The sequence below is a fragment of the Citreimonas salinaria genome, assembly GCF_900107235.1.
Classification (GTDB): domain Bacteria; phylum Pseudomonadota; class Alphaproteobacteria; order Rhodobacterales; family Rhodobacteraceae; genus Citreimonas; species Citreimonas salinaria.
Genome location: NZ_FNPF01000020.1, coordinates 40,764 through 53,757, shown reverse-complemented (window position 1 = coordinate 53,757; position 12,994 = coordinate 40,764). Strand labels below are relative to the sequence as shown.

11 protein-coding genes and 1 pseudogene are annotated in these 12,994 nt (G+C 63.2%); 5 read left to right on the top strand and 7 right to left on the bottom strand.

What is annotated here, in order from left to right; all coding sequences use genetic code 11:
• Positions 1-292: 292 nt before the first annotated feature.
• From BLW27_RS18180 to BLW27_RS18160, 5 genes are all read right to left on the bottom strand, one after another.
• On the bottom strand, positions 293-1,501 hold the full coding sequence (locus BLW27_RS18180; protein ID WP_089885626.1) for a hypothetical protein: 1,209 nt from the start codon (positions 1,499-1,501) through the stop codon (positions 293-295).
• Positions 1,502-1,740: 239 nt separating this feature from the next.
• Complete coding sequence (locus BLW27_RS18175; protein ID WP_218141153.1) at positions 1,741-2,904, bottom strand: helix-turn-helix transcriptional regulator; 1,164 nt, start codon at positions 2,902-2,904, stop codon at positions 1,741-1,743.
• A 290-nt stretch (positions 2,905-3,194) separates the two neighbouring features.
• Positions 3,195-3,485 (bottom strand): curli-like amyloid fiber formation chaperone CsgH, encoded by a 291-nt coding sequence (gene csgH, locus BLW27_RS18170; RefSeq protein ID WP_089885619.1) that lies wholly within the window; start codon positions 3,483-3,485, stop codon positions 3,195-3,197.
• 151 nt (positions 3,486-3,636) lie between these two features.
• Positions 3,637-4,005: a hypothetical protein gene (locus tag BLW27_RS18165; RefSeq protein WP_218141152.1), complete on the bottom strand. Its 369-nt coding sequence runs from the start codon at positions 4,003-4,005 to the stop codon at positions 3,637-3,639.
• Between the two features lie 140 nt (positions 4,006-4,145).
• Entirely contained in the window at positions 4,146-4,496 is a 351-nt protein-coding gene (locus BLW27_RS18160; protein WP_089885611.1) for a hypothetical protein, read from the bottom strand.
• Positions 4,497-4,941: 445 nt separating this feature from the next.
• Between BLW27_RS18160 and BLW27_RS18155 the strand changes: the two genes are divergently transcribed.
• Both BLW27_RS18155 and BLW27_RS21500 read left to right on the top strand, forming a co-directional pair.
• Positions 4,942-5,481 carry an EF-hand domain-containing protein gene (locus tag BLW27_RS18155; RefSeq protein WP_089885608.1) on the top strand — a complete coding sequence of 180 codons (540 nt, stop codon included), beginning with the start codon at positions 4,942-4,944 and terminating at the stop codon, positions 5,479-5,481.
• A 33-nt stretch (positions 5,482-5,514) separates the two neighbouring features.
• Entirely contained in the window at positions 5,515-6,015 is a 501-nt protein-coding gene (locus tag BLW27_RS21500) for a UbiA prenyltransferase family protein (RefSeq protein WP_218141151.1), read from the top strand.
• 63 nt (positions 6,016-6,078) lie between these two features.
• Here the strand turns inward: BLW27_RS21500 and BLW27_RS22025 are convergent.
• Positions 6,079-6,267 (bottom strand): annotated as a pseudogene (locus tag BLW27_RS22025) (helix-turn-helix domain-containing protein); the annotation flags it as partial.
• Between the two features lie 532 nt (positions 6,268-6,799).
• Between BLW27_RS22025 and BLW27_RS18145 the strand changes: the two are divergent.
• The 3 genes from BLW27_RS18145 to BLW27_RS18135 are packed head-to-tail and all read left to right on the top strand — an operon-like array spanning position 6,800 to position 9,990.
• Positions 6,800-7,108 (top strand): hypothetical protein, encoded by a 309-nt coding sequence (locus BLW27_RS18145; RefSeq protein WP_218141150.1) that lies wholly within the window; start codon positions 6,800-6,802, stop codon positions 7,106-7,108.
• A 12-nt stretch (positions 7,109-7,120) separates the two neighbouring features.
• Positions 7,121-9,298 (top strand): phage integrase family protein, encoded by a 2,178-nt coding sequence (locus tag BLW27_RS18140; RefSeq protein ID WP_143042346.1) that lies wholly within the window; start codon positions 7,121-7,123, stop codon positions 9,296-9,298.
• Entirely contained in the window at positions 9,247-9,990 is a 744-nt protein-coding gene (locus BLW27_RS18135; RefSeq protein WP_089885596.1) for a site-specific integrase, read from the top strand. The genes BLW27_RS18140 and BLW27_RS18135 overlap by 52 nt, the downstream gene beginning before the upstream one ends.
• 56 nt (positions 9,991-10,046) lie before the next feature.
• Here BLW27_RS18135 and BLW27_RS20920 read toward each other — a convergent pair whose 3' ends face one another.
• Complete coding sequence (locus BLW27_RS20920; protein ID WP_143042344.1) at positions 10,047-12,788, bottom strand: calcium-binding protein; 2,742 nt, start codon at positions 12,786-12,788, stop codon at positions 10,047-10,049.
• Between the last annotated feature and the right edge of the window lie 206 nt (positions 12,789-12,994).

Below are 12,994 nucleotides of genomic sequence, written 5' to 3'. Positions count from 1 at the left end.
GCTTCTCAGCCCTCGGCACCGCCGAGATCGTTCGCGTGGCATGACATCAGCGGGGAAAGGGGAAGTCACGCCTTAGGCGTGAGTTACGCAACAATGCCAAATAGGATCAATAACTTACGCGATTAGGTGGTGAACTTGGGTGCGCCAAACGGCGTAAACACCGATTGGCTCCAGTCGCGGCTGGGTGAAACTTTAATGGCAGATCAGCAACTTTTCAGAGCGCCTGGAAGGCGGATTCCAGACGGCGCTTACCAATCGCCGGGACCGACGATGGAGGTTTTCCGAATCAATTTCAAAAAACCTGCGTCAGGCCCAGCTGAAGGCCGTAGGTCCAGCTGTCGCGCGTTGTCAGTTCGGGCGCAAAGTTTCTCTCGCCACGCGCCTCATAGCGGCTATTTGTGCCGCTGGAGGCAAGATTGTCCCGGCGCCCGTGGCTGCGCCTGTTCTCCAATGTAGGGACTGCCCCGCTATACTGAGCCGAAACGCCCAAGGAGAGACTCGCGCCTTTGGACAAGGGGCGCACGAACTCCAGCGAGGCTTGCGTGTTGAAGGATATCCCGGAAAGCGTATCGCTCTGCGCCTCCAAATCGGTGAGGCCGAATCCTTCGACAAGCGCTTGGGAGCTACCCGTGTACTCGCTCCAGTACCGCGAGACGCCGAGGCCGCCGCCGAGCCGCATGGTCCAATTCCGGGTGATCGAACGCGAAACCGAAGCCGCGCCGGTGAGACCGGCATATCGGGTATCGATGCGGTCGTGATGGAGAAGGGCCAGATCGGGAACTTCCCGATCGACGGCGCCTTCGTCAATGTCGATAGAGATCGACCGCCTGACTGCATATTTAGTCTGGCTGTACATCGGCCCCACGCCGGCCGTCATCCCCCAGTCGCCCTCGAGCGAAACTCTAGTTGCAAAAATAGCGTCCTGCTCAAAGGCGCGGAACCGAGCGCTTCGACGGCTGGTGATGCTGGTTCCACGGGTATCGCCGGTGCCGAGAAACGTGAACCCCCGGTCATCGACAAGCGCGCCATATGCCGCTGCAGCCCCGCTCTGGCCCTCTGTGGTGAGGGCGAGAAATGCCATACCGTCATCTCCCGAACTTACCGCAAACTGAGAAATCCCGCCCGGCAAACCGCCGGTTGAGATCGCGGTGCTTGAAATCGTCGGGCCGGCGTCGCCCAATCTTACTGTACCCGATGCCGAAGAACTGCTGAGGTCCGAGGCCGTCTCCAGATCGATGCGCCCCACCGGGTCGCCGCTGCTGGTCACCAGCATGGACGAAACCCCGCTGGACACCGAATTCAGGACTTTTTCTTCGGACTGAGCCAAGCTCAATCCAGTATTCAGAGCCAAGAATAGCGGCCTGTCCCAAGGCCCCCGGATCTGCCAACCATGCGAGAGGGTAAACCTGCCCCCGCTCAGGGCGTCGTCAAAATTTGCGCTGCGGCCGGACGGAGTGAAACTGTCGGCTTCTGGGGGCGGAAACCCGATCTTCCCGACCATCAATGTCCATCCGGTCCCGGCCGGCGGAAGCGAAAACTCCATGGGAATAGAACGGCCCCGGATCCCGTCTGTAAATTCGAGACCTCCAGCCCAAGCCCAAGATGAAGCCAACATCGACGCGGAAAACAGTGCGACAGCCCTCAAAACCTAATCTCCATACCCGACCGACTTCAAAAATGCAGTCTCGACAGCATGTGGGATGGTCGCTCAGGCTAGGGTGGATGCCAAACCCAACCAGTTCAAGACGATGCCGTAATCGCTAGGCGTGTCAGCAAGGACACAAGCTGCGGTTGCCGGCGGGTTCCTGTCTTGCGCAGGACGGACCCCATCTGGTTACGCACCGTTTGCTTGGACAACTTTTTCCTTGCCGCCAGTTCGCCGAGTGAGCGCCCTTCCAGCAGGCACAAAGCCACCTCGGCTTCACTGGCAGTCAGCCCGTAGGCCTCCCAGAGCAGGAACCGGCCAAGCCGGAATTTCTCGGTGCCGCTTTGCGCGATGATTGCGAACTTGCACTGTCCAGCAACGGCATGCTCCGGCAAGATTTTACAAAATCTGTGCTCCGAGCTCACCTTGACGATGGTCAGGAACAACCTCTCCTGACGTTCGCTCGCAGGCAGGACAACCGAGCTGCTCCTGCGCGCCCGGTCGCGGCTCAGATCCCGAAGAACTCCACGCAGGTTTTCCTCCGACTGCAGTTCGACGGCGTGCAAAAAACCATCTGCGCTGGTAAAGATGGACTTCATTTCGCCGCAAAGGGCTTGGGCATGCCCATTCATGTTGTAGACACGACAGTCGTCATCGATAATCATGACTGGGAAGCTGATTAACTCGAGCATGTTGTCGCGTTCAGCTTCGACTTCGCGGGCCTGCGCGTAATGAGCCGAGATACGCTCCGCCCGCAACAGGTGTGGTGCGAGGCGGGTGAGGTTCATCTTCACCATTGGCGAATGCGAGTTCTCCAGGAATTTTGGATAACGGACCTCAAGCACGACTTGTCGGTTTCCCTGCCGACGTATGACAACCCCCGTTGAGCACTGGAGATCGCCAAACTGCGTCAGCCAGTCGCGATAGAACCTGGTTTTTTTCAGGTCTTCCGCTTTCAAAAGCTCGTCGCCGTGCCAGACCCGTCCAATCTCCTGCTGCCAGTGCTTCTTGAACCAGCCGTTTGCGGCAGAAACCCCTGTTCCGTATGTTCGCGATGCTTCCTCTTTCAAGCCGCGGTACAATAAGAAATTTCCGTTTATCCGGTCCGCGTCCTGACCGTATAGAAAAATCGTCACATTGGGAAAAAGCGCCTCCGCCATGTCCAAAATGGCTTCATGACAATCCCCCATGACCGCTGCTTCGTATAATAAGCCAAAGTCTAAATTGGATACTTCATCGCAGTGACTTGAATGGCGCATTATTACCTCCAGAGCATAATCGCGCTCCGAGATCATCTCGCCGGGTCAGAATTTTCGCCAAGCAAGGAAAGCGGTCCTGGCCCGAGGCAGACTCACCAGAATCGGATAATCAACGATAACTAGAATCATTTTACGTCAAGCGGCCGGGTCAGGCAATAATATTTCCGCCGCTTCGCCACATCGCCTACCCGGTTCACTCTGGGCGGGAGTCAGCCCTTTTACTGCCGCCTACCTGAAGATGGCGATGTCGAGGAAAATTCGATTCATTCAGTATCATCAGGTTGTTACGGTCAAAATTCGAATGCGCAGACCTCCTCGCCCGATTCCGTTTGGACTACAAGGCGCGCCACGTACCGGTCGCCTTCAGTCGTATTCACGCGAACAAGCCCGAGTATCTCGGGCCGGCCTGAACCTAAGTCAAAGTTGCCTTGTTGCGCGACGCTCGACCGCCCACTTGGCCCGCTCTTGTCTACCGTCATGCGGTAGATGCCGTGCGCGCTTTGATCCGCCCATACCACGCCCGTCAATTCGACGGTGCTTCCGACGCTCCGGCTCTTGATTTCGCACTTCAGCCCGTTCATTTTGGTCTCTTTCGCTGCAGACGCGCCTGCGATCAGTCCTATAAGAAGGCACAATGCAGCGGGGCCGATCGGGCGGAACCGGACGGCACCAACGCGTGAAGCAAGCTTCAACATGGCTGTTTCAGGCTCTCTGGAGTGGCGCTTCTCACGTCTACTTGATCTCCAGGTTGATGCTCCCCCGCCACTGCGACCCGCCGATCTCACGCTGCGCGGAGCTTTGTGCGATCGATGAGCTGACTTGTGTGCTGACATCGAAATTGTAATTCCCGCTCTGGCTGTGCTGACGTTCATGACCTTCGCCAACTTGAACGATAGCCGATAGATTCTGTTTTCCACTCTGGGTTGTATTGGCAGAGTTGTCCGACCCAATCTGTATGGTTATCGAACGCGAACTCCCCTCCTGAACAGTCGCCTGGGAGTTGCCGTATCCGCTCTGGATGACTTCGGAATAGTTCTGGGCGTTAGACAGGCCTGGCGCAATGGCGACCAGCGCCGCCGCGATATGCATATGCATTTTCATTGAACTACCTTTTCGAGAAAGCGGGTTAAAAAAACTCCTCTGGCGGCGGATATGGGCGCCCGGGGCGACAATATTTTCCGTCGCCAGAGGACAAGGGAGAAGGTCAACTCATCTGGGAAGAGTTGCGCCTCCCCTTTTTCTCAGTCCGTCTGCACCGTCATCGAGGCATTCCCACCTCCGACCTGTCGAGTGTCCGAAATATGACCGGCAGCGCCAGCCTGAACCGTCGCAGAGAAGTTCGCGCCATACTGCTCGGTGAGCGAGTTGTTGAAGGCCCCGACCTGAGTCGTGACTGAAGTGTTTTCGCCAACCTGAAGTGTCGCGGCATCGTTGTGCCACCCATCCTGAAACGTGACTGAGGTGTTTGCACCGGATTGAGCGGTGACCTGTTCGTTCCAGTAACCAAACTGGTCCACAACCGAGAGGTTCTGGGCGAAGGCGCCGCTGACGGAAAGCGGCAGGGCGACGGCAGCGATAAGAATACTTTTCATTTCCTAATTCCTTCCTGGAAGTTAGCTGTTCAGCCAGATCTGCACTGGCTAAGTTGACGCTACAAACCAGCCCGCTTTTCTCAAATATATCATCCGAACCACCAATCTTCACTTCTAAAACCAATGGACAGTCATTTCAGCCCCCATAACCGATTTATGTCACACTGACTGCGCCGGATGCTCTCTCCGGAGAAGCACGTTGTAAAATATATGGTTGAATGTACCAAACAGGCACCTCACATGCCATGCATTATACTGAGGTTTGCGAAACGGGGAGAGCAGACGTGCAATGTTCTGCCTTGGCTAACCATGCAGGCGGCCACTTATTTCAACAGTATGCTTCCCAGTCGCTGTTACCTTCGAGACTGAAATATTTGCTCCGCTTGTGCTGATCGTGCACTCGGCGATGGGCCGATTTCGACCATTTTAGATAAGGACGACGCCAATGAAACTTCGGCCCCCCCTGATCGTGATTTCCGCACTGCTGACGTGCTCCACCGCATCAGCCGACAGTCATACGCGCTCATTCGATTCCATTGATCTAAATGGTGACGGTGTTCTCGAGTTGGCCGAAATCGCGTCGGCTTTCGGAGATGCTGCGGCTTCCAATCTGAACCAAATGGACCTGGATGGAGATGGATATGTCTCGCGCGATGAAGCACGCATCCGTGCGGCCGAGCGCCGAGCGAACTTGGAAGATCGGGAACTGTTCGAGACAAGGATTCTTCAGGATACCGCCGCAGCCGAAACGTTCTTGGAATGGGATTTGAATGGTGATGGGGTCATAACCTTGGCAGAGGCGCGTGCGAAGGCACGGGAACTTGCCGCGAGCGAGCAGACCGCCCGAGGGGCCATGACGTCCTACTCGAGCAGTGATGGCGGTCAGAACAGGATCGTCAGCGTTCAGACCGGCTCAGGGAAGCACGTTTCCAGCGTGATGCAGGATGGCGGTTCGAACCTTTCCGTCACCGTTCAGTCGGACTGAAAGACATTGCTTTCTTCATCGCCTCGGGGAGTGATGAGCAGGAGCGGTGCGGTGCAGCGAAGAAATGAACGAACTCCGCATGAGGATGAAATTGCGGACCCCGCGGCAAGTTGGAGGAGGTGTTTCGATTCGCCGGGGGTGTCCAAGAGTGAAAATCCTGAAGATTGGGTCGTGGATTGCAGGGATACATCTGTCGCGGAAGCACGGCAGTTTCGCCAAGTTCCCACGAAATCCACTCCATCCAACATGGCGCTTGCCGGCGGAATTTTCAGCATCCCGGTCCTGATCATCGCGATGATCGCCTTGCTGTTGGCCGGCTTTTCGCTTGGCGCAGCGCTTCTAATCTCGCTTGCGTTGCAAACTACTACTTTCTGCGGCCTCATAGTTCTCGGCTTGGCGAGGAGCTCCGGGACGAACACCCAGAAGCGCGCTTCTCAGAACAGCGACGTTCAGGCGAGCGACACGGCTGAAAAGCGGTGGGTACATCCAGGCCAGGACAGGGCGAAGCCGGAAGGCGGTTCCGGTGCTCACTGATCGCGCCCGATGAGCCGCAAAGCCACAGCATGGCTGTGTGGGACGCCGAGAAGGGCACGCCCGCGGCTGGCGCGGACCGTAGACCGGAACTTCCAGCCCCAGATCAAGATACTTCCGCACCGTCTTTCAATCACAGCCAACCTTCCGCGCGATCGCGGTGATGCTGAGACCCTGGTTCTTCAAGTCCTGGATCAAGACGATCTCCCTCAGTCCCTTCACCTGCCTGCCCCTGTCGCTTCCTGTCCGGAGCATCAGGCCTGCGTTCCGCGACTGGGGAAAATTCAAACGGCGGTTTTGGGAAGATTACGTCCGGCGGTTACATGGGCCTATGTGCGGGTGCCTTCGACATCACGAACCGGAGGCGCAGTGGCACACACGACCAGAGGTGCGAAGACCGTCTCGAGCTCATCGTCCTCCAGCGCCGACAGAACAAGATTGCGCGCACCAAGATCATCCGGTCACGCATTCAGATAACGTCCGGTCAGCCAATCCGATTTGATCCGATCGCGGGTCCGGCATTTTCCGAGCGCTCGGTGCCCGACCGTGAGGTGCGCTGCTGGCGATCGTGCAGCGGGTTGGCCCGAGATCCTCGGCACGAGTGCATACCGCGCGATCCGCCGTCCCTCCTCGTGCCGAAGGCGCCCCTTCTGCTGTCTGCTCGAGGCGGAAGGTCTGCCCCCGATCCGTCCGCCTTTGCGAGCCGCGGCAAGTCCCTAATTTTCTATGAACGCCGTTTTAATTGCGCTGGCCTAGGACTTCTTTCGTCACGTTGAGAGAAACCACATTGATTTCCGAAAGCTGCGCGGAATGTTCCGCACCCATCCATCATATGACGGCAGCAGCACTTCTGTCCCGTGCCGACCTCCTGCGGCGCTGGCGCTGCGGCAGCCATGCCTTCTTCCAGCGTGCTGAGGCCGATGGCCTGCTCGTCGCGCGCCGCAATGCCGGCCGGCCCGCCTACCGCTGGCACGACGTCTGGGATTTCGAGGGAGGACAGCCTCCCGTGAACGGAACGGCCACGCAGCCTTACGGTCCAAGGCTGCGCGACCGTCTCGTTCAGACGCTGCGGATGCGCAGCCGCCGGCACGGATGAGGAGACGATTCCATGAATGATCAGTCCATGCCGCGGGTGAACACCCTGCAGGACGTCCTGCTGCTGCTGCCGCACCTGTATTCCGACAGCTCCGCCAAAGCCTACCAGGCGGCCTTCCATCGCGTCGAGAAGCTGACCGGGCAGCGGCTGGCGACGATCCCCGCCGACCCGAAGGTCTGGTCCGAACTCGCCGGGCAGATCGTCTGGGCGGGCCATTTCAAGGGGCGGACACAGCAGGCCGCCGCTCGAGCCTTCGACACCTGGTGCGGCAAGATCTCCGCCGCGATCAGACGCGCGCAGGACCAGGCGGTGCCGCAGGATACCGACAGCAGCGCGGCGGACGCATGGGCGCTGCTCCTGCGTTACATCAAGGAGGCCGAGAACAGCCACGATGCCGCCGGCGCACGGATCCTGCCGAACATGTCGTCGCTCTCGGTCTCCAACCTGCGGGCGCGACTCGGCCACGTGCGGCCGACAGAAGTCACCCGAAAAATTGCCGAAGACACGTTGCGTGCGTTGCCTGCCGACAAGGCATCCACCTTCAGGCGGTCGATTCGGTTCTTCGACAAGCTGATCGCGCAACGCGACCGTCACCCGCCCATCACAGCCCTGCTGCCGGCGTCAGCCGTCGGCCCGCTGCGAACCTTGCGCGACGCCCCGGTGGACTGGGAGCGGTTCCTGCCGTCGTTCCAGAACTCGCTGGATCGTCTGATCGCTGTGGGGATCAGGGGCCGTGCGCCGACCCGCGACATCTTCGACGGCAGACTGGGAGACGATCCCCTCGCCGCCCGCCGCGCCGCCCGCAGGCACCGCCGCAAACCCGTCGGGAACCCCGTAATGGCCGAGAAGGGGTACCGTTCGGCGCTCTCCTGGCTCGTCCGCCACACCTACCCTGACTGCAACGATGCCTACGGTCTCACGGACATCCGGCACCTGCTTTCGGCGGAGAACATCGAACGCGCGGTGCAGCACTTCGTCGCCCGCGCCGCGCAGGATCCTGCGCTGATCGACGTGCCGCAGACCTCGTCCCTCGGCACCTACCTTGCGTCCCTGTCGAGCCTTGTCCGCACCAATGAACTTGATGCAGCGGTGCTCGATGCGATCGAGGATACGCGGTGGGAGCATGTCACCCATCAGATGAACGAGATGTCGTCGATCCGCGCGGCGTTCATCAAGAAGCTCGACCGCGACCCGGGTATCGTGCACGTGATCCTGAGCGCTCCACGTACCCTGATGCGCGAAGCGCAGCGGGATCTGGCGCGCTGGGACGATCTGTCTCCGCATGCCAGATACCGCTGTCTGCACCTTTGCATGGCGACCGCGATGTTCGGGTTACAGCTCGGCCGGCCGCTCCGCACGAAGAACGTGCATGAGCTGACGATCGCCGGGACGCTCCCGGAACTCCACTCGCCGCGTGGCGCGGATTCCCAAGCCTGGATCGACATTGCTCGCGGGCACGTCAAGAACAGGCGGAGTATCGAGAGCCCGCTGCCGCGCAGCGCCTGGGACGCACTGCGGATCTGGATCGACGAAGGGCGCCCGCGCTGGATCGCGCTCCACGCCGATCGCGGTGCGCACGACAACGATTACCTGCTTCCGGGGACCCGGGGCGGGACGGTCTGCCGCCAGATCAAGGCCTGGAACCGCGGCATGGACTGCCTGGGACTTACGGGGATGACGCCGCACATGATGCGGCACGTCGCCGCCACGATCTTCCTCGCGCGCCATCCCGGGCAATACGGGACCGTGGCTGATCTGCTCGGCGACCGTCCGGAAACCGTCGAGGCTTTCTATGCCCGCGGCGCCGGGCACGCAGCGGCGCGGATCTTTGCCGAGGTCCTCGAAGAACGGCGCTGCTGCCCCAGGACTGGCCTTCGGCATGGCAGGCAGGCGTTCCCCTTCTCGACCGCGTCGTGCGCGTCGACGGCTCGCGTCTGCGAAGGCTTCGGCCCAAGACCCGGGACAACGTCGTGCAGGCAATGGGCATGTTGGCCGCCTCGCGGCTCTGGGCCGAGGCGCGGGGTGTCTCGGCAGGCACCGCCATATCCGGAGATCTCCTGGATGTGTTCGCGCGGTTCATGCTGCTTGAGCGGAAAGCCAGTTCCCGCACGACCGCAGATTACCTGGAGCGGGTTCAGATGTTCGCCCAGCGGGCGCTGCTTCTGGAAGAGAGCGGGCGGGCAGTGCTGAGCGACCTCGTCGGCGCTCTGCGAGACGATGCGAATGACCAAGAGCCGGGGAAGCGCGCCAAGCTCCGCGCGTTCAGAGAAAGCTTCACGCTCGCGGACGTGCTGCAGCGTGCGCTGGCGCTGGCCGACCAGGCGGCGAATGCACCGGATGGATCGTTCGAGGCGGAGCGGAAGCGCCGCGCCGCGATGATCCTCGCGCTGCTGCTCAATACTGCCGACCGCCAGGCCGACGTCTCACAGCTGGTGATCGGAGACACGATCCAGCGCCTCCCGGGTGGCCTCTGGGAAATCCAGATCCGCCAGTCGAAGACCGGACGCCGAAAGGAACTGGGGCCGCTCTGGCCACTGACCAGCGCGCTCATCGATGACCATGTTCTGGCCGGTCGGCCGCTACCCATGCTGGAGGACTGCGTCCAAAAGGTGAGAGGACGGAACCTGCTCAGCCTCGCGCAGCAGCCGCTCCACGCGTACTACGCGACGGCTGTTCTTCAGGAAGAGTTCGGGATTTCGGGCCATCTCATCCGTACATTGATCACGGATCTGATCAGCAATGAGCGGCCAGATGCAGCCTGGGCGGCTCAGCAAATGCTGGGGCATTCCAGCCGCTGGATGCAGCGTATCTATCAGAGCGACTTCCGGATGACGGCTTCAATTCAAAGCTATCATCGCACTATCGCCGCCTGGCAAGGCTAAGTGCTTTGTTTGAGACTGCGGACCCTGTCGCAACGACCCTTGAGCCTACAGGGCCGTCAGACGATGAACAGCGCCAGGTCGAGATCGGTCGCGCCGGCGAGGCCCGACAGGATCACCTGCTCTCCGCCGTCGAAGGACAGCACGAAATCGGAGCCCGAGACGCTGCCATAGGTCGACAGCACCTGCGTCGCGCTCAGCGTGCCCGACCACAGCGCGTCGTCCAGCAGCAGCCGGTCCGCGGCGGTGTCGAAATCGGTCACCGTGTCTATGCCGCAGCCCGTCCGGAAGATCAGCGAATCGGCGTCGGCCCCGCCGGCCAGCGTGTCGTCGCCCGCCCCCCCGTCCAGCCAGTCCGCCCCCGACCCGCCGGCCAGCAGATCGTTGCCCGCCTCGCCGTAGAGCGCGTCGTTGGCGCCGCCGGCCAGCAGCGTGTCGTTGCCCGCCCCGCCGCGCAGCGTGTCGCTGCCGGTGCCGCCGTCCAGCCAGTCGGCGCCGTCGCCGCCGCCCAGCGTGTCGACCCCGTCGCCGCCGATCAGCGTGTCGTCGCCGCCCGCGCCCCACAGGTTGTCCGCGCCGGCCCCGCCGTCGAGGCTGTCGTCGCCCGCCCCCGAGCCCAGGATGTCGTTGCCGTCCTCCCCGTAGAGCAGGTCGGCCTGGTCGCCGCCGTAGAGCGTGTCGTTCTCGGTGCCGCCCCACAGCGTGTCGGCGCCCGCGCCGCCGCCCATCCGGTCGTTGCCCGCTTCGCCCATGAGCAGGTCGTTCTCGGTGCCCGACCACAGCGTATCGCCGCCCGCGCCGCCATACAGCACGTCATCCCCCGTCCCCGAGCCCAGCACGTCGTCGCCCAGCCCGCCATCCAGCGTGTCGCGCCCCGCCCCGCCATACAGCGTGTCGTGGCCGTCGTCCCCGGTCAGGCTGTCATCGCCCAGCCCGCCGCCCAGAAGGTCGTTGCCGCCCCCGCCCGCCAGAAGGTCCGCGTCGGCCCCGCCCCACAGCGTGTCCGCGCCGCCGCCGCCGGCCAGCGTGTCGGCGCCGAGGCCGCCTTCGAGCGAGTCGTTGCCGTCGTCGCCCGCCAGGCTGTCGTCGCCGTCGCTTCCGTGCAGGGTATCGTTTCCCGCGCCGCCGAGCAGCGTATCGGCGCCCGCCCCGCCCACGAGGACATCGTGATCCGTCCCGCCGTCGAGCCGGTCGTCGCCGTCCCCGCCGTAGATGACGTCGTCGCCCGCATCGCCGATCAGCGTGTCGTTCTCGGCGGTACCGTCGAGCCGGTCGTCGCCGCTGCTGCCGCGCATCGCGGTGCCGCCGACGCTGGCCGTCAGCGTGATCCGGTCGGGCCACGAGAAGGCCGGCCCGAAGAGATCCTCCAGGGTCAGCCCGCCGCCATCCGCGCTGACGATTTCGAGCAGCGTGGCGCCGAAGCGCAGTTCTGCCCCCCAGGCGGTGGTGGTCAGTTCGATCTGGTCGGGGCTGCGCAGCATCCGCCAGGTCGACAGGTCGAGCGCGTCCTGCCCGGCCTCGAAATCCTCGATCCGGGTGCGGAGTGCCGCGCCGTCCACCACGAAGCGGTCGGCGCCCGCCCCGCCGGTCATCACGCCGCCATCGGCGCCGGTCACCAGGATGTCGTCGCCCGCGCCGCCCTCCAGCGTGTCGAATCCGGCCCGCGACGCCAGCAGGTCGTCGCCGGCCCCGCCCGTCAACCACTGCGCGCCGGGGCCGGCGTCGAGCATCGTCAGGCCCAGCCCGTCCAGCGGGACGGTCAGCCGCGTCAGCCCGCCGTCGCCCTCGGAGGCGGCGAAGACCTGCAGCGTGTCGCCGACGATCACGGCGCTCAGGGCGGTGACGTCCTGCAGCCCCGCGCCGATCGCGTGTTCCAGGCTGTGCAGGTGCAGCAGGCGGCCGCCGGGCAGCAGGGTGAACAGGCTCAGCCCGTCATCGGCGCCGCCGGCGACCACGAAGACGCGGTCGCCGTCCTGTGCCACGGCCAGCGCCTGCACCCCGCCGAAGCGCGTTTCGCGGGTGTCGAGCACGTGGTCGGTGGGGGTCAGCGCGCCCAGCCCGTCCACGTGCAGCACGCTGAGCGAATTGGTGCCCGCGGCGGCGACGATCGCCCAGCCCTGCCCGAAGGCGGTGACGGTTTCCAGCGCCGTGGGCGCGGCGATGCCCAGACCCTCGGCCATGCCGGCCGTCCCGGTCAGTTCCAGCCCGCCGCCGGCCATCACGCGGAAGGCGGCGACACCGTCGGTGGCCGCGTCGGTGGCCAGCACGTAATGCGCCGACCCCAGCGACAGCGTGGCCAGGTCCGACGGCCCGGCCACCGCCGCCGCCCCGTTCAGGACGGTGTAGCCGCCCCCCAGGGACGCATAGGCGGTCAGCATCCCCGAGCCGGCATCGGCGACGTAGAGATTGCCCCCGAGCGCGACGATGTCCGAGATCTGCCCGGTGCCCCAGGCCAGCGTGCCGGGCCGGACCATGTCGCCGATGCCGCCATCCGCGCCGAGCGCGTAGCCCAGCATGTCCGAGCCACCCTGTCCGCCGATCACCACCATCCCGTCCGCAAGACCCAGCGATCCGGCGGCGGAATGCATCATCCCGTCGGGAAAATACTGCGTGTCGAGCAGCGTGGCGCCGGTTGTGCCCACCTGCCAGGCGGTGATCCCGCCCGAGCCCCCGGTCGAGGCATAGAGCACGGCTCCGTCGCCGGACATGCCGCCGGACGCCGCGCCGATGGCGAGCGTGCCGATCCCGATATCCAGCGTCCAGTCGCCCGTGGCGATCCGGCTTTCCAGTCGCAGTCGCATGACCGCCCCGCTCGTCGCTCACCGCCGGGCATGCTGGCGCCGCGGCGTGGCGGGGCCGGGCGCGCAATTCGGGCGAAACGGCGCCGTTCGCCTGCAATTCGAGTAGAATGCCCTCTGGTTGTGCGCGGCGATCCGCATCCGTAGGATGCTTGCGGGGCAGGCCGACGGGGCCGGCAGGCCGGGGCGGCTGCCAAGACCGGGGCGAA

Coding starts and splice junctions, on each gene's coding strand:
- csgH (WP_089885619.1), bottom strand. CDS start 3,485: ATGAACGGGCTGAAGTGCGAAATCAAGAGCCGGAGCGTCGGAAGCACC.
- BLW27_RS18140 (WP_143042346.1), top strand. CDS start 7,121: ATGAATGATCAGTCCATGCCGCGGGTGAACACCCTGCAGGACGTCCTG.
- BLW27_RS18160 (WP_089885611.1), bottom strand. CDS start 4,496: ATGAAAAGTATTCTTATCGCTGCCGTCGCCCTGCCGCTTTCCGTCAGC.
- BLW27_RS18135 (WP_089885596.1), top strand. CDS start 9,247: ATGTTCGCCCAGCGGGCGCTGCTTCTGGAAGAGAGCGGGCGGGCAGTG.
- BLW27_RS20920 (WP_143042344.1), bottom strand. CDS start 12,788: ATGCGACTGCGACTGGAAAGCCGGATCGCCACGGGCGACTGGACGCTG.
- BLW27_RS18165 (WP_218141152.1), bottom strand. CDS start 4,005: ATGAAAATGCATATGCATATCGCGGCGGCGCTGGTCGCCATTGCGCCA.
- BLW27_RS18175 (WP_218141153.1), bottom strand. CDS start 2,904: ATGCGCCATTCAAGTCACTGCGATGAAGTATCCAATTTAGACTTTGGC.
- BLW27_RS18180 (WP_089885626.1), bottom strand. CDS start 1,501: ATGGTCGGGAAGATCGGGTTTCCGCCCCCAGAAGCCGACAGTTTCACT.
- BLW27_RS18155 (WP_089885608.1), top strand. CDS start 4,942: ATGAAACTTCGGCCCCCCCTGATCGTGATTTCCGCACTGCTGACGTGC.
- BLW27_RS21500 (WP_218141151.1), top strand. CDS start 5,515: ATGAGCAGGAGCGGTGCGGTGCAGCGAAGAAATGAACGAACTCCGCAT.